This window comes from Agarivorans sp. 2_MG-2023 (assembly GCF_030548085.1).
GTDB lineage: Bacteria > Pseudomonadota > Gammaproteobacteria > Enterobacterales > Celerinatantimonadaceae > Agarivorans.
Genome location: NZ_JAUORQ010000003.1, coordinates 171,126 through 187,962 on the forward strand (window position 1 = coordinate 171,126; position 16,837 = coordinate 187,962).

The window sequence follows — 16,837 nt, forward strand, 5'->3', positions numbered from 1 at the left end:
CGCTCATGGAAGCTTGGTTAGAAGAACAATTCTGCTTGTTAGAGACTCAAGGTTCTAGCGATGCCTTTTTTAAAGAGTTATCAAAAATTACCAATGCTTTAGGTTTTGATTTTTGTGCGTACGGCTTGCGAGTTCCTTATCCCCTATCTGCCCCTCGCACAGAAATGCTCAATAACTACCCCACCATCTGGCAGCAGACCTACCAGGCCAAAAATTATTTAACGGTAGATCCTACGGTTCATCATGGAATGAGCTCACAGTTGCCGATTGTATGGAGCGACCAAGTTTTTTCTCAAGCGCCTGAATTAATGGAAGATGCTCGCGCTTTTGGATTGGAGTATGGTTGGGCTCAGTCCTCTCGCCAAGCCAACGGAACCGTTGGAATGCTCACATTAGCTCGCTCCGCAGACATGCTTACCCCCGCAGAACTAGAACGTTACCGCTATCAATTATTATGGTTAACTCAGGTTGCCCACCATGGTCTTTCTTCACGAATTACCACTGAGAAAATAGACATGCCTGATTTAAGCATGCGCGAGTTGGAAATGCTGAAATGGACTGCCGACGGTAAAACCGCTGAAGAAATTGCCACTATTCTTAATATCACGGCTCGCACTGTTAATTTTCATATTAGTCAGGCTATGCGAAAGCTCGATGTAGTAAATAAAACTGCTGCAACAGTAAAAGCCGCCTTAATGGGCATGATTTAAGAGAATAGCTGAACCTAGAGAGTCATCAGCTCTAATCTAATTACGCTCAAAACAGCTAGGCTTCAATTGTTAAAAATCAAAGCCTGATTAGCGTTAGCCCACTATACTTTAGCGGTTTTTAGCTAGCTCACGACTTAACAATGACTTTAGATTTTCACTCCACGCTGTATCAATTTGGCTTAATTGCTGTTTTTGTATTTGCTTTAACAGGCGCTTTAGCTGCTGCCAAGCGCGAGCTAGATATTTTAGCCTTTGTATTTGTTGGTATCGTCACCGGCATTGGTGGCGGCACGATTCGTGATTTACTGCTGCGTGCAGACCACATTTTCTGGATAGCCGATCCAAGCTACCTAACTGTGTGCATTGTTGCCTCGGTAATGACTTATTTCTTTGCCCACTGGGTAATCAAAATTGACCGCATCTTGCTGTGGATGGACGGTGCTGGCATTGCATTGTTCGCGGTGTTAGGCACCAGCAAAGCCTTAAGTTATGAGGTTGCGCCTTTGGTAGCCATATTGATGGGAGTGATTAGTTCAACCCTAGGCTCGGCCATTCGAGACTTAATGCTACAGACCAAGCTAGTGATATTTGAACCGGAAATTTATGTAACAGCCTGCCTGTTAGGCAGTGTTAGTTATGTTGTGCTGGGGTATTTTGAAGCACCAGAGTTAACCAATATATTGCTATCGAGTGGAGCAGCCTTTTTGTTGCGCATTCTAGCCATTGAGCTGGACTTAAGGTTTCCCAGTTTTACACTATCGAAGCTGCAAAACCGGGAAATTCGTAAACAACAGCACAAGCCTTAAGCGTGCTCTCCAATCGCATTCACATGGAATACATGTTCTACGCCGGCAATGGCGTCTAATAAGCTTTGGGTAGCAGGCGTGGCAATATCCATCAAGGTATAAGCAATATCGTTGCGGCTCTTGTTCAACATATCGATAACGTTAATATCCATGTCTGAGAGCAAAGCTAATACATTGCTGAGTACTTTGGGTACATTATCGTTAGCAAAAGCGATACGGAAGCCCTCAGTGCGGCTGAGCTTAATATTAGGAAAGTTTACAGAGTTATGAATGTTGCCATTCTCTAGGAAATCAATAAGCTGCCTAGCCGCCATCACCGCGCAGTTTTGTTCTGCTTCGTTGGTACTAGCACCTAAGTGCGGCAGCATAAGTACTTGCGGATGATTCAACAAAGCAAGGCTTGGGAAGTCCGTTACATACTGCGCTAACTGCTGTTGCGACAAAGCGGTTAATAAGGCGTCTTCATCCACAATGCTACCGCGAGCAAAATTAAGTAACACTGCGCCACGCTTTAGCGACGCTAAGTTATCACTATTAATTAGCCCTGTGGTATTTTTGTTTGCAGGTACATGAATGGTGACGTAATCGCTCAGCGCTAATAAATCTTTTAATTCATCAGCACACTCAACATCTGATGACAAACGCCAAGCAGCTTGAACACTAAGTGCCGGATCAAAGCCAACGACCTTCATCCCTAAAGCTAAAGCAGCATGTGCAACTTCAGCGCCAATAGCCCCTAGGCCAATGACACCGAGGGTTTTCCCGGTTAGCTCAGAGCCCACAAAACGCTTCTTTTCACCTTCAACAGTCAGTTGCAAGGCACTGGCATCTAATTCGCTATCAAGGCTATTGATAAAACTAAGGCCCGATGCAATATTTCTAGCACTTAATAACATGCCACCCAACACCAATTCTTTAACAGCGTTAGCATTAGCACCAGGGGTATTAAAAACAACGATGCCCTGTTCGGAGCAACGCTGAATGGGAATATTGTTAACGCCCGCTCCGCAACGCGCTAAGGCTTTAACTTCTGTTGGAAAGTCATAGTCATGTAAATTAGCGCTGCGCAGCATAATAGCGTCTGGCGCAGCTTGGCCCTCGGCCACTTGGTAACGCTCAGTAAAACACGCCAACCCTTGTTGGTGAATATTATTAATGGTCCGAATATTCGGCATACAGTTTCTCCCTAAACAACAAATCTTGTGTTTTCCGTGACAAACTGCAGCACGAAAATGTATTAATTTTTTACATTACGCTTATAAGCACACCTGCCGATAAGCCCACGCTAGCCATGGCATAAAGCGACTTAAATCTTCTTGCTCTACCGTAGCGCCACACCAAATACGCAAGCCCGCTGGCGCATCGCGATATGCCCCTATATCAAACGCCACCTGCTCTTGGTCGAGTAAAGCAATAATGCTTTTCACTTGATCGCTACTCGCCTCCAAGGTTAGACATACACTGGTATTAGATAAGATTTCGGGTTGTTGAGCTAAAAAGCTAATCCAGTCGTTTTCGGCTACAAACTGCTTTATGACTTCGAGGTTTTGTTGGGATTTTTTGATGCTGGCGCTGACTCCGCCGAGCGATTCCACCCACTGGAGGGCATCGACATAGTCCGCCACACATAACATCGACGGCGTGTTAATCGTTTCGCCTTTGAATATACCTTCAATGAGTTTCCCTCCCTGGGTTAATCGAAATACTTTTGGCATTGGCCAATTAGGTTGATAACTTTCTAAACGCTCAACCGCCCTAGGGCTGAGAATAATCACTCCGTGAGCCCCCTCTCCGCCTAAGGCTTTTTGCCAGCTATAAGTTACTACATCTAACTTTTCCCAAGGCAATGGCATAGCAAATACCGCTGAAGTAGCATCACAAATGGTCAAGCCACTGCGCTGCGAACTGATCCAATCGCCATTAGGCACAGCCACACCCGAGGTGGTGCCATTCCATGTAAAAATGCAATCGTTGTCAGGATTCGCTTGGTTCATATCTGGTAACTGGCCATAGTCACTGCTGTAGTGATTAACCTGCTCCAATTTAAGTTGCTTGGTCACGTCGGTAAACCAACCTTTGCCAAACGACTCCCAGGAAAACAAATCTACCGCTTTCTCGCCCAACAGTGACCACATCACCATTTCCATTGCGCCAGTATCAGAACCGGGTACGATGCCTACACGGTAACCTTCTGGAAGGTCTAATAATTGATGAGTTAACTCAATGGCTTGAGCCAATTGTGCCTTACCAATCTTACTGCGGTGTGAACGCCCCAAGGCATCGATGTTTAATTGTTCGAGCTGGTAGCCGGGTCGTTTAGCACAAGGCCCAGATGAAAAATTTGGGCAATTGGGTTTTAACTGCGGTTTCATTGACTATCCTTGTAGGTGAATGCCAGTGGCAATAATGAAAATAAGCTAAAGGCAGTATATGCCAGAGTTCACGGCTAGAAAATGACCTAGCACCAGTTTTACTGTCCGTCAAAAACTTCAATACAATCAATGGAAAACCAAACAAAAATCAGAAAGTTAAACGGTAAAAACCTTCATCTCATAAACCTTCTCACTGTTTTAAACGTAAAATTCACCAGATAAAACTTATCAAATAGACAGGGCTTTTCATCGCTAATAAAGCTCGCTACTATCAATCAAATTGTCTTAGAAAGTGAGTATTCACCTGCCTACTCCTCGTTTTTGCCCTCAGTGTGGCCAAACTAGCTTAAAACAGCGAGATGCTAAACAGTGGGCTTGTCAGCAGTGTCAATTTAGCTATTTTCATAATATGGCTTCCACCGCGGGAGCACTGATCATTGTTGAGCAAGAGCTATTACTGGTAGAACGGGCGATTAATCCTAAAAAGGGATGTTGGGATTTACCGGGCGGTTTTGTTGAATACCATGAAAGCCTAGAACAAGGCCTACAAAGAGAGCTAGAAGAAGAGCTAGGTTTACTCATTACAAGCCAACAACTGCAGTACTTTGGTTCTTATGCCAATCAATATCGCTATAACGAGGTGCTGTATCATACCTGCGATGCTTTCTTTATTTGCCAGTTAAGCCACAAACCTAATCTACACGCCAAAGACGATGTGGCCAGTTTGCAATGGTACCCTCTTAAAAAGCTGCCTTTTAACAACATTGCTTTTAGTTCTGTTAATCAAGGACTTAATGATTTAGTTAAAAACCGTCCGCAACAGTTTACAAATAATTCACATTAAATTGATTTAGATCGCCCTCCTTTATCCATATATCTACTAAGGTTAATTTGCTTAAAAAGCAAACAGAAAGAACTTCTAGCAGGAAGCCACAGAGGGTACCAATATGGACAACCATCCCCGTAGTTCTAGTTTTATCACTGCCATTCTTACTTTGGCAGCAGCCTTGTGCTTGGTAATGTCATTTGCCACTAGCGCAGAACCTAAAGCCTTAGTGCTTAAACCATTTAAACAACTCAGTACGGAAAGCGCCGAATGTGCCGCTTGTCATAAAGAGAAAAATCCTTCCATTTACGCCCAGTGGGGGCGCTCTAAACACTATGGTGCTAATGTTGGCTGTTATGAATGCCACCAAGCGAGCCCTGAAGATAAAGACGCCATTACCCACGAAGGCCAAACCATTGCTATTATTGTCTCACCTAAAGATTGCTCCACTTGCCACAATCAAGAAGTGGATGAATTTGCCAAAAGTCATCACGCTAAGGCAGCTCAAATTATCGGCTCTTTAGATAACTTCCTCGCAGAAGTGGTAGAAGGCGCACTCACCTTTAACGGCCAATCACCTGCTGCAGTAAATGGCTGCTGGCAGTGTCATGGTTCAGAAGTAAAAGTATTAGAAAACGGCGACTTAGACCCTACTACTTGGCCAAATACAGGGATTGGTCGAATTAACCCAGATGGCTCTTTAGGGGCTTGTACGGCATGTCACCAACGCCACGAATTTTCCATGGAGCAAGCTCGCCGACCAGAAGCCTGTGGTAAATGTCACTTAGGCCCAGATCATCCACAAAAAGAAATCTATGAAGAATCGAAACACGGTATTAACTTCTACGCCAATGTAAATCGAATGAACTTAGATTCAGCCAAATGGATAGTGGGTGAAGACTACGATGCAGCGCCAACCTGCGCCACTTGTCATATGTCGGCAACCCGTGAGCTTCCAGTAACTCACGATGTAGGAGATAGAATATCTTGGACACTACGCCCAGCCATTTCTGAGAAGATTGACGCCAAAGCGAAAGCTCAAGGCAAGGAAGTTAAATCTTGGGAAGCTCGTCGTGGCGACATGATGAATGTATGTGAATCTTGCCATACCAAGTCGATGGTTGATAATTTCTACCAGCAGTTCGACTCATTAGTTAACTTATATAACGACAAGTTCGCTCGCCCCGGTAAAGAGTTGATGGACATACTGAAGAGCGAGAAAATGCTTACCGAAACAGCCTTTGATGAAGAGATAGAGTGGACGTGGTTCTACCTATGGCACCACGAAGGTCGCCGCGCTCGCCACGGCGCAGCGATGCAAGCACCCGACTACGTTCAATGGCACGGTATGTTTGAAGTCGCAGAGCGTTTCTATATTGAACTGGTTCCTCAGTTCCTAGAAACAGTAGAAAAAGCAGAGCACGCAGGCAATAGCGAAGGTGCAGAAAAAGCCCGTGCAATACTGGCAGAAATTCTCGACCGACCAGAGCACGCTTGGTTTAGCGGCAATGAGCCCGAAGAGGTGAAAAAAGCGCGTAAAGAAGCGCAAGCATCCTTTAAAGCTCGCTACTTGAGTGAAAGCAAATAGCCACTAGGGGGAGCAGCAATGCTCCCGCCTTATTAAAGAGGATGCTGATATGACAAATAAACAGCAGGCAACTCGGTGGCAACGGCTTTGGGCTTGGCTCAAAAAACCACTCATTATAGGCATACCCATTGGTGTATTTGTGTTGGTACTGGGCTTGGCTTCAGTGCAAGGCAGCTTAGTATTATCTAGCACTAATGAGTTTTGTTTTAGCTGCCATTTAAAAATGGATACGATAGTGCAGGAGTACAAAGCATCAAGTCACTATGGAGACGGTAGCAATATCGCCGCTACTTGTGCAGATTGCCATGTACCCCACCCTTATTTTGAGATGCTCAAAGTTAAAATTGCCGCCACCGCCGACATTTACCACATGATGGTAGGCACCATTACCAAGGAAAACTTTGAGGAGCATAGACCGGCACTTGCTGAGACGGTATGGCGAGATTTTCAAGCTAATGACTCAGCCAACTGCAGACATTGCCACCAAGGGGATAATTTTGATCTATCTACTCAGCCACAACGTGCTCGCTTAAATCACCAGCAAATTGCGGCACGTGGAGAAACCTGCGTAGACTGCCACCAAGGCTTAACCCATAAGCGTATCGTTATAGAATAACACTATAACTAGCTAAATAGACTTAAGTCTTCCGAGCATCAGCTTGGAAGACTTTTCTTTCTCCCCTTTACTCATCCGACCTCGTGTGTTAAAAATTTGTAAAAAGTAAACTAAGTATCCAATGAATCACTATTTTCGCTTGTTAAGCATGTTTATCCGCCATTGGCTTGGCAGCAAAACCCATCAAAATCCTACCGACGACTTTGTTATTTCGCTACGTGCATTGCCCTTAGACTGTGATGCAAATATGCACCTCACTAACTCTCGCTACTTTAGCTTTGGGGACTTAGGTCGCATCGACATGATGCTCAAAACCAAATTGGGATCAGTCGCCCTACAAAAACGTTGGCTAGGCGTGGTCAACGCGCAATCGGTCACCTATATTCGCCCAATTAAACCCATGAGCAAAATTGAACTTCATAGCAAATTATTAGGTTGGGATGAGAAATATTGGTATTTTGAACATCGCTTTATTGCCAATAGAACCTTATATGCCAGCATACTGGTGCGCGGAGTATTTTTAAAAGGTAAAAAGCCAGTGCCAATGAGTGAATTACTCGGCTTGGTTGACTATACCGAGGCATCGCCAGAGCTGCCTTTGCGCGTGATTCACTGGAAGCAGCTGCTGTCGACTAAAAAACAAGAGTCACCCGCTTTAGCTTAAGAGGTTCTGCGACGCACAGAGTCAAATGAAAAAACCATCCTTTCTGCCATACTTGAGAAGGGATCGTTTTTTGGATTTGCTATGTTGCCACTCAATATCATTCTCACCTTAGCGTTCATTCTCAGCAGCGGCCTACTGAGTGGCACTTTACAAGCTAAAACGATTACTCTCGCCACTAGCAAGTCGATCCCACCTTACATTATTAAAAATAGCCAATCAGGCATTCAACTAGACATCATCAAACAGGCTTTTGAGTTAGCCGGACATCAGGTCGATCAGGTTATTTTCACCTCAAATATTCGCGCCGAAAAGATGCTTAAACAACAAGCGGTTGATGCCATTGTTAATGCCCCCAATACTGTTCAACATAGTTTTCTCTCCGACCCCGTGATCTTTTATCACAACGTAGCAATTAGCCTGAGTAAGCAAGATGTAGATTTACAACAGATTAGTCAGCTTGCTAAGTACAAACTACTGGCTTTTCAAAATGCGAAAAAGTACTTAGGCGAACAATATGCTAACGCTGTTTCCCACGCTAAGTCCTATACAGAAGTAGCTAATCAACATGCTCAACTAGAACGTTTATATCGCGGTCAAGTTGATGTAATCATTATAGATAAACGCATATTCTCTTACTTAAACAAGCAACGATTAAAGCAAAAAAAGCCCGTTAAAAAGGTTAGCTTTCATACTATTTTTGAACCCTCCCCTCGCTTATTAGGTTTTCATCAAGCAGCGTTACGCGACCAGTTTAATCTTGGTTTAAAGCGACTCAATGATCAGCGAGTTAAAGACTCCGAGTGAGCGATAGCAATAGCCAAACTGGCTAAACCAGTGAAAATATCGCTTTGGTATTACAATTAAAAAAAAGCGCTTATTTTTTACAGTTTACTTGCTAATTTTCAGCCTTATTGCGCATAACAAAAAATTAACAGTTTATTAATCACACAAGCTTAAACTAGCAACACCGTCTGTGTTATTAAGGCTTAAAGACATGTATCAGATCACTTTATAGAAATATCATCTTTAATTTAGTTAACTAATAAAAGAAAAGGGTCAAAACTGTCATAAATGACAGTTACATTCAGCATGAAAACGCTATCATAGTCATTCAATCACGCCCATGAGGAAATTTTCGATATGTCCGAAAACCGCTATTCCCATACTTCTAGTAACCGCTTAGTTCGACGTTCTGTTGCTTTAGTTCTTGCTGGAGGTAAAGGCACTCGTTTAAAAGAACTCACCAACAAAGTTGCCAAGCCAGCTGTATCTTTTGGCGGCAAGTACCGCATTATTGATTTCACCTTATCTAACTGCATCAACTCGGGAGTACGAAATATTGGAGTACTCACTCAATATATGGCTCACGACTTGATCATGCATCTTCAATCTGGTTGGCAAATTCTCAATCCTGCACTTAATGAGCGTGTATCCATTATTCCTGCTCAGCAGCGTACTGGCGAAAACTGGTATCGCGGCACTGCCGATGCGGTATATCAAAACCTCGATATTATTGACCATGAGCATTATGACCGAGTATTGATTCTAGGTGGCGACCATATCTACAAAATGGACTACTCACGCATGATTAACTTTCATGCTGAAAACGGCGCAGATGTAACGGTAGCCTGTATTCGCAAACCACTTTCTCAAGCTTCTTCATTTGGCGTAATGGGTTTAGATAGCGAAGGACAAATTGTTGATTTTGAGGAAAAGCCTGAAAATCCCAAATCAGACCCTCACAATCCTGAGCTGGCGCTAGTGTCTATGGGCGTTTATATCTTCAACATGGACGTATTAGACGATGAACTGCGTCAGGGCTTGCTAACCCCTGGTTACTCTCATGATTTTGGTCACAACGTTATTCCAAACATGATTAAGAACCGTAAAGTTTATGGTTATGTATTTGCAGATAAAGGCCACCCAGGCCGCACCGCTTACTGGCGTGATGTAGGTGATATCGACGAATACTTTGCTGCAAATATGGATTTAGTCGACCCTGATCCAGAGCTTGATTTATACGACCGCGACTGGCCAATCATCACCGATCAAAAACAGCGTCCGGGTGCAAAGTTTGTATTTAACGAAGACGACCGCCGCGGTTACGCTACAGATTCGCTACTATCGGCGGGTACCATTGTTTCTGGAGCTAAGGTAAATCGTTCGTTGCTCTCGCTAGACGTGCGAGTGGAAGAGCATACCGAACTTGACCAAGTGATCGCACTCAATGGTTGTAGCATTGGTAAAAACTGTAAAATTCGCAAAGCAATTATTGCTGAAGACTGCGAAGTGCCAGACGGCACGGTGATTGGTTATAACGAAGAAGAAGACCGCCGCCGTTTCACTGTATCTAAGGGCGGGGTAATACTCGTTGCTTGTGAAATGCTAAAATAAATTATTCAGCACTAGCAAACCGTTAAGTTTGCTAGTGCTGTTTATTCAACAAATAAAGTGTCGTCTTCTACCTTGCAGTCCACCAACAGCACCACGTCATTACTTAAGTAAGTGCTAAAGGTTTTACACATTATATGGCTGCTTGAATCTCGGTAAATTTTCGACAATATTAACTGCTGAGGTTTTACCGCATCCAACGCCACCAAAGCATGAAAGTAAGGCCTAAAGCTCCAATTAAAACCCACAAATTGCTCATCTTCAGTAATGCCTTGCTGATTGACATCGAAGTTAGGCGAAATTTGGGTACCGTCGGTTTTACAAAGAAAGTATCTAAGGATGCCTGCTTGCATCAATTGTGCAGCTAAGCTCACCGTAGATTGCAATTGTTGTAGGGAGTGCTTCAAGGCTAGCACACTGGTTTTTACTTCGGCATTGTGCCTAACGGTTTCCAGCGTTTTCAGACTCTTTCGGTCTAAATAACTCGCGAGTAAGTCTTTTACTTTGTCTTGGCTAAGATCCGGGGCTAGAAAATTAAGATCAGCTTTGTGGAACAACCAACCTTGCATGTATTTAGCGCCACATTCTACGCCAAAGTGAAACTCTTGCTCAGTTTCTACGCCTTCACAAATTAGCTCACATCCAGCGCGCTGCGCCAAATCAGAAACCGACAATACCACGTCGGCAGGCAAGCCTCCTCGAGTGGCATTTTTAAACAAACGCATGTCTAATTTAATAATGTCTGGTTCTAAAGCAATAATACGGTCTAACTGTGACGCGCCGGCACCAAAGTCATCAATGGCCACTTTCAAGCCCGCTTGATGATAAGCCTTCACTACTCGCTTTAAATTATCCACGTTACCGCTAGCTTCAGTAATTTCGATCACTACGCGAGCTGGGTCAATACCTATTTCATCTATCATTGAAATGGTGGGGGTGCACAGTTTACTGCTCAGCATATCGACCCAGTCGGGCACAATGTTAATGGTGAGGAAACCGTCCTGCACCGAGTTAGCAAATTGCTCTAAGGCATTTTTTCGAATGGAGCGGTCTAGGTCTCGGCGATTACTCAAGGAATATTGGCTGTTAACAAAAATCTCACCGGCACTCACTACCTTGCCATTTTTGTTATGCGTTCTGGCTAGCGCTTCGTAGCCGGCAATTTTACCGGTAGGCAAAAATACAATCGGCTGAAAATGCGGATAGTAATGGTGCGGATTTAACAGCGGACGATCTTCGGCTTTTATCGCCGATTTGATACTCACAACCTTGTGACTAATATTGTCCAATACCCTCATCCTTGAAGTGTTGAGAAAAAGCTATCGTAAAAAATAAGCGCAAACCGTAGCGACAATTTACGCTTATTTATGAATAGCTTAGTCGCTACTCCACGGTAACTGTTTTTATCATACGTTTGATTTCTGGTACACATGATCCACAATTAGTACCCGCCTTGCAATGGCTACCCACCTGGTCGGCGCTCTCGCAAGCATGTTCGGTAATAACATCGGCAATAGTTTGCTCACGCACTTGATGACAAGAACAAACTATTTTACCCAAATCAGGAGCTGGGCTAGTGCCCGCTAATACGCCTCGGCGAATATTGTCCGACATAGGTTGTTGTAGTAATGATTCTAACCAAGAACTCGCATTTAGCTGGCCTTTGGCAGTAACACTAAAACTTGAGAACAGCTCACCTTCAATCACTAAGGCTGAACGGTAACATTGTTGCTCGGTATCAGCAAAATCGAGGCTTTGCAGCTTGCTATTGGTGAGCAAAAACTGCTTCAATTTACTGGCTAACTCCACCGCTTGGCTAGTATCGGCAATACGGTATAAATACCCATCGCCCAAGCCTTGTTTTACCCAATAGTCTGCGGGTAAATCTTGGCATTGCTGCTTTGTTAATGGAGTTGCCGTTAGTAATACGGCTTCACTGACATAGTCCCACGAGCTTAATTTTACGGGCGTATGTTTCGACTCGGGCTGACCAGAAATGGGGTCAACTGAGCTATCAACCACTTGGCTAACTAAGCCATCACTGGAGTATTGTGCGTTCCAATGAATAGGCATGAATAAGTGCCCAGGTTTTTGCCCTTCACTAATACTTAAACGTACTTTAAGCGCCCCTACTTGGCTGCTTAGGCTCACTACGTCACCATCACATAAACCTTGGTTAGCAGCATCTTGTGGGTGAACCTCTAACAACGGTTCTGAAGCGTGACTGCTTAACTGCGGCGCCAAACCTGTGCGTGTCATGGTATGCCATTGGTCGCGCACACGACCGGTATTGAGTACCAGCGGGAACGCTTGGCTCAGTGGCTGCTGAGTAGTTTGGTTAGTTACCGCAATAAGTTGCGCTTTGCCAGAAGCGGTCGAGAAGCGGCCGTCGCTAAATAAACTGCGGTTAGCAGCTTTTTTGTCAGCGGTAATAGGCCAACGTTGTGGCTCTATTTCATCAAAGGCCTGTTGATCTTTACCACTCAAACCACTGATATTGAATTTTCGTTTACTGTCATCGGCTAATACCCCCGATAAGGCTGCATGCTCACTAAAAATGTCAGCAGAACTTTGAAAATCAAAGGCTTGAGCAAAGCCCATTTTTTTAGCCACTTGGCTCAGCAAATACCAATCGGGCTTAGTATCACCCTCAGCTTTAACAAACGCACGCTGGCGAGAAATCATTCGCTCAGAATTGGTTACCGTGCCATCACGTTCCCCCCAACCTGCTGCTGGTAAAAGAACATCGGCGTAACGGGTGGTATCTGTTTCAGCAATACAATCTGACACGACGACTAAGGGACAGTTGAGTAAGGCTTCTCTCACCTTTGTCGATTCAGGCAAGCTTACCGCTGGGTTAGTCCCCATTATCCATATTGCTTTAATCTCACCACTGCCCACTTTTTCAAAGAGGTCTATCGCTTTATGACCTGGCTTTTGGCTAAGAGTATCGGTTTTCCAAAACTGCGATAACGCCGCCAAATGCTCTGGCACATAATCTAAATGCCCTGCTAATAAATTAGATAGCGCTCCAACTTCGCGCCCTCCCATGGCATTAGGCTGGCCCGTAATAGAGAATGCACTAGCACCCAACTTGCCTATTTTTCCGGTTGCTAAGTGGTTGTTAATAATCGCGTTAACTTTATCTACGCCTTGGCTACTTTGATTCACCCCTTGGCTAAATACGGTTACACAGCGTTGGTTGTCGGCAAACAACTGGAAAAAACGCAGCAGAGCTTCGGGCTCAACACCGCACGTTTTGGCTAGCGCGGGTAAATCACCTGCATCTTCTACGGCACTCGCCACTGCGTTTTCAAAACCCTCGGTAAACTGGTCAATGTATTCGGCGTCCAGTTTTCCGTGCTCACTCAAATATGCGAGCAAACCATTAAACAAAGCGACATCGGTGCCGCCATTTAAGGGAAGATGTAAATCGGCAATGTCACAACTGTCGGTACGACGCGGATCGATCACCACCACCTTTAAGTTGGGATTTGCTTGCTTAGCGCGCTTTAAACGCTGATAAACGATGGGATGACACCAAGCGAGGTTAGACCCCACTAAGGTCACTAATTCAGCATGTTCTAAGTCTTCATAACTTCCAGGAACAATGTCTTCACCAAAAGCACGTTTGTGGCCAGCCACCGCTGAAGACATACATAACCGCGAGTTAGAATCGATATTTGAGCTACCGATAAAGCCTTTAATTAGCTTATTGGCAACATAGTAGTCTTCGGTTAACAATTGACCGGATACATAAAAGGCCACAGATTCAGGACCATGTTCGGCAAGAGTTTGGCTTAGGCGAGAGGCCACATAACTTAGCGCCTTATCTAGGGACTCTTTATGACCTTTAATGTAAGCGCTTTGCAAGCGCCCTTCTTTAATCACTGTTTCGCCTAAAGCCGAGCCTTTTGAACAAAGCAAACCACTGTTTGCAGGGTGGGCTTGGTCGCCTCTCACTTCAACCGTTCCGTTACTCGCTACCTTCGCTTCTACGCCACACCCGGTGCCACAATATGGGCAGGTGGTTTTAATCCATTGTTGAGATTGCTGTTGAGACACGCTGTATACTCCTCACCGTATTCATTCGCGAGTCGATGCTCTTCGCCCGCGTTTTATAAGGAATACATAGCAAGAGATGAACCAACAAAAAGCGCTAAAAAACCTATTACTTAAGGAGTAGAAAAAGCAGATATTGGCGCTAAAACCCCCTCAAAAAAACAGTCTGAGATAAACCCTGCACTCGATTGGTGCGAAACATCCCGAATTTGAGCCTTCTTGAATGTGTAAGCAAACCCGCTTTACCAACTAAAGCTCTGCAATATAGGCCTACATTTACGTTGCTCGGCTTTCTCAAACACTGCAGCTTTACACTTGCTGCTTACCCCTTAGTGACTTCTATTCACCTTTTTGACAATTTTATTGCGACATCTGCTTGCAAATAAGCAAATGTTAAATAAGATCACCAACTAAGTTAACAGTGGTATTTCAGCAAGTACTAAATTTGCTACGCCTCAGGGATGAGCCAACATAAAACGTACAAATATTAAACATTGGGTACTATCAGCCTGGTTATGCAGTTGGCTGTTGATTACCCTTATGCCAGTGATTAACGCGCACAGCTCTAGTGCTGGCGTTTGGCAGTCTATTTGTACTTTAGGTGGCTTTAAACTGGTTCAAGTAGAAGGTGCCAGCGACAACTCACCGCATTCCTCAAAAGGCAATCATTGTTCTTTAAGTCAGTTCAGCACTGTTGGACATTCGGCGTTTACCCATTCGCTGTATCAACTGCTTGCTTTAGTGGCCATTACCCCAAGCTATTGGCTGGAAACCAGTAATACGCGTTACCTAGTGCAAAGCCCACGCTCACCTCCCACAACAGTCTTTACTGATACTTTTTTCTAAACCAATTTAGTCACTAATAAGTAATCTGAATAGTGTGTATTTGCGCCTTTTTTTATAACAAATCAAAGGTGTAAGCAGGCTATTTGGCTGCTATGTAAAGGATATATGTCATGTTAAGCAAACCTGCTATACAGACTGAAACACCACTAAAAACCACAACTAAAAACCCAAAGTTATTTTATTTTGTGGCCTGGCGCTGGCATTTTTACGCCGGCCTATTTGTGGTGCCATTTCTAATTATGCTATCGCTAACTGGGTTAGTCATGCTTTACGACGATGCCATTGAACAAGCTGAATACTCGCAAATTATAAATATAGAACCTGAAACAACGCCGCTGGCCCCTTCGGTACAATTGGCTGCAGTAACAGCGCAATATCCCAATGCAGCAGTAAAACAATACCTCACTCCACCAACCGCAGATAAAGCCAGCCGTTTTGCCATTTCAAACCAAAGTGATGCGGCTTTATTTATCACCGTTAATCCCTATACCGCAGAGGTATTAGGCGAAATAAATCGAGATGAAAGCTGGTACAGCCTAGCTAACGATATTCATGGCACTTTACTCATTGGTGATACAGGAGACAGGCTAATTGAAATAGCTGCCAGCCTAAGCATTGTATTGCTAATCACCGGTTTATATCTTTGGTGGCCAAGAGACAAAGCCAGTAAAGCGGGCTTTCTAAAAATTCGTTTCAATAGCGGGAAAAGGCTATTGTGGCGTGATTTACATGCCAACATCGGTGTTATTACAGGTTTATTTTTGCTGCTATTTTTGGTGTCTGGCTTATCTTGGGCCGGTATTTGGGGCGGCAGATTCGTACAACCGTGGAACAGTTTTCCTGCAGAAAAGTGGGACAATGTACCGCTATCTGAAGTAGACCACAGCAGCATGAACCACAGCCAAAGCAAAGAGGTAGCTTGGAACTTAGAGCAAACCCCAATGCCCAACTCGAAGGCGCAGCTCAATACGTTACATGCAGCTAACTCATTGAATATCGATCAGGTGGTAAACTTTGCTTTAGCCAATGGGTTTAGCCGATTCAGAGTTAACTTTCCTAGCTCTGAGACAGGTGTTTTTACCGTTTCGGCCAATACCATGAGTGGTGATATTAGCGACGCCACCCAAGATAGAACCACCCATATAGACCAATACAGCGGTGAAGTTCTGGCTGAAGCCGCCTGGCCAGACTACAGCCTAATGGCTAAATTTATGGCTGCAGGCATTGCGCTTCACCAAGGTGATATGGGACTAGCAAATGTTATTGCCAACACTTTACTGTGTGTAGCCTTTATCTTTATTGCGGTATCGGGGGTGGTGATGTGGTGGTTACGTAGGCCCAAAGGAGCACTGAATCTTGCTGCGCCACCGCTGCCACAAAACCTGCCATTGTGGAAATCTGCCAGCCTAGTAATGATTGCTGTATCGCTCATGTTCCCCTTAGCAGGCATCAGTTTGCTTAGCGTACTGCTGTTAGATTTTATCTTACTATCTCGTGTACCAGTGCTGAAACGGTTAACAGATTAGGTAAATTAAAGACATAAAAAAGCCAGAGTGAACCGTTGTTCGCTCTGGCCTTTAAGCTCTCATGTATCACTCACTCATTAGCAGGAGTGAAATAAGTTTTTATCCATTCATAAAAAACCGCTTCAGACAGATCAGCGTTAGCCAAACTTGAAAACTCACCAGCAGGGTCTTGGTCTTTATACGAGAACTGATAAGACACTTGCTCGGGATCTTGGTCATGCAAAACCACAATAATTCGCTTGCCTGATTTTAAGCAATCAATGGTCATAATATCTGCTGGCACGCCATTTTTTCGCATGTTACGGCTTATGCCAATCACCGGGTCAATATCTTTAAAATCTTGCTGAATACGAAAATGCGCCAAGTTAGCCACATCAGAAAGACTGACTAAACGTTGCTCGCTGAGCGATTTTGCTTGCGTGTTTTCCAT

General features: G+C 44.3%; 15 protein-coding genes. 10 read left to right on the forward strand and 5 right to left on the reverse strand.

Translation table 11 applies throughout. The features are described from left to right. The first annotated feature begins 5 nt into the window (after positions 1 to 5). Entirely contained in the window at positions 6 to 710 is a 705-nt protein-coding gene (locus Q4549_RS05840) for an autoinducer binding domain-containing protein (protein ID WP_137671756.1), read from the forward strand. A 140-nt stretch (positions 711 to 850) separates the two neighbouring features. Further along, on the forward strand, positions 851 to 1,516 hold the full coding sequence (locus tag Q4549_RS05845; protein ID WP_303550048.1) for a trimeric intracellular cation channel family protein: 666 nt from the start codon (positions 851 to 853) through the stop codon (positions 1,514 to 1,516). Here the strand turns inward: Q4549_RS05845 and Q4549_RS05850 are convergent. Further along, a complete protein-coding gene (locus Q4549_RS05850) occupies positions 1,513 to 2,691 on the reverse strand; it encodes a 3-phosphoglycerate dehydrogenase family protein (protein WP_137671758.1) in 1,179 nt (392 codons plus the stop codon). The genes Q4549_RS05845 and Q4549_RS05850 overlap by 4 nt on opposite strands. An 81-nt stretch (positions 2,692 to 2,772) precedes the next feature. Then, positions 2,773 to 3,888, reverse strand: a complete 1,116-nt coding sequence (locus Q4549_RS05855; protein WP_303550051.1) for a phosphoserine transaminase — start codon at positions 3,886 to 3,888, stop codon at positions 2,773 to 2,775. A gap of 292 nt (positions 3,889 to 4,180) precedes the next feature. Here Q4549_RS05855 and Q4549_RS05860 point away from each other — a divergent pair, with 292 nt between their 5' ends. From Q4549_RS05860 to glgC, 6 genes are all read left to right on the forward strand, one after another. Further along, complete coding sequence (locus Q4549_RS05860; protein WP_303550054.1) at positions 4,181 to 4,732, forward strand: NUDIX domain-containing protein; 552 nt, start codon at positions 4,181 to 4,183, stop codon at positions 4,730 to 4,732. A 103-nt stretch (positions 4,733 to 4,835) separates the two neighbouring features. Further along, positions 4,836 to 6,302: a multiheme c-type cytochrome gene (locus Q4549_RS05865; protein WP_303550058.1), complete on the forward strand. Its 1,467-nt coding sequence runs from the start codon at positions 4,836 to 4,838 to the stop codon at positions 6,300 to 6,302. 49 nt (positions 6,303 to 6,351) lie between these two features. Next, on the forward strand, positions 6,352 to 6,918 hold the full coding sequence (locus Q4549_RS05870; protein WP_137671762.1) for a NapC/NirT family cytochrome c: 567 nt from the start codon (positions 6,352 to 6,354) through the stop codon (positions 6,916 to 6,918). 121 nt (positions 6,919 to 7,039) lie between these two features. Then, on the forward strand, positions 7,040 to 7,582 hold the full coding sequence (locus tag Q4549_RS05875; protein ID WP_303550062.1) for an acyl-CoA thioesterase: 543 nt from the start codon (positions 7,040 to 7,042) through the stop codon (positions 7,580 to 7,582). An 81-nt stretch (positions 7,583 to 7,663) separates the two neighbouring features. After that, a complete protein-coding gene (locus Q4549_RS05880; protein WP_303550065.1) occupies positions 7,664 to 8,386 on the forward strand; it encodes a transporter substrate-binding domain-containing protein in 723 nt (240 codons plus the stop codon). A 336-nt stretch (positions 8,387 to 8,722) separates the two neighbouring features. Continuing rightward, positions 8,723 to 9,976, forward strand: a complete 1,254-nt coding sequence (gene glgC, locus Q4549_RS05885) for a glucose-1-phosphate adenylyltransferase (RefSeq protein WP_303510809.1) — start codon at positions 8,723 to 8,725, stop codon at positions 9,974 to 9,976. Positions 9,977 to 10,017: 41 nt separating this feature from the next. Here the strand turns inward: glgC and Q4549_RS05890 are convergent, their stop codons facing one another. Both Q4549_RS05890 and Q4549_RS05895 read right to left on the reverse strand, forming a co-directional pair. Further along, positions 10,018 to 11,262: an EAL domain-containing protein gene (locus Q4549_RS05890; RefSeq protein ID WP_303550067.1), complete on the reverse strand. Its 1,245-nt coding sequence runs from the start codon at positions 11,260 to 11,262 to the stop codon at positions 10,018 to 10,020. A gap of 94 nt (positions 11,263 to 11,356) precedes the next feature. Further along, positions 11,357 to 14,038 carry a nitrate reductase gene (locus tag Q4549_RS05895; RefSeq protein WP_303550070.1) on the reverse strand — a complete coding sequence of 894 codons (2,682 nt, stop codon included), beginning with the start codon at positions 14,036 to 14,038 and terminating at the stop codon, positions 11,357 to 11,359. A gap of 525 nt (positions 14,039 to 14,563) precedes the next feature. On the opposite strand from Q4549_RS05895, the gene Q4549_RS05900 reads away from it, so the two are divergent. Both Q4549_RS05900 and Q4549_RS05905 read left to right on the forward strand, forming a co-directional pair. Continuing rightward, positions 14,564 to 14,881 (forward strand): hypothetical protein, encoded by a 318-nt coding sequence (locus Q4549_RS05900; protein WP_303550072.1) that lies wholly within the window; start codon positions 14,564 to 14,566, stop codon positions 14,879 to 14,881. 110 nt (positions 14,882 to 14,991) lie between these two features. After that, the gene (locus Q4549_RS05905; RefSeq protein WP_303550075.1) at positions 14,992 to 16,407 is read left to right on the forward strand and encodes a PepSY domain-containing protein; all 1,416 of its coding nucleotides are present in this window, start codon (positions 14,992 to 14,994) and stop codon (positions 16,405 to 16,407) included. Positions 16,408 to 16,477: 70 nt separating this feature from the next. Here the strand turns inward: Q4549_RS05905 and Q4549_RS05910 are convergent, their stop codons facing one another. Next, positions 16,478 to 16,837, reverse strand: coding sequence for a hypothetical protein (locus tag Q4549_RS05910; protein WP_303550077.1), 360 nt, complete (start codon positions 16,835 to 16,837; stop codon positions 16,478 to 16,480).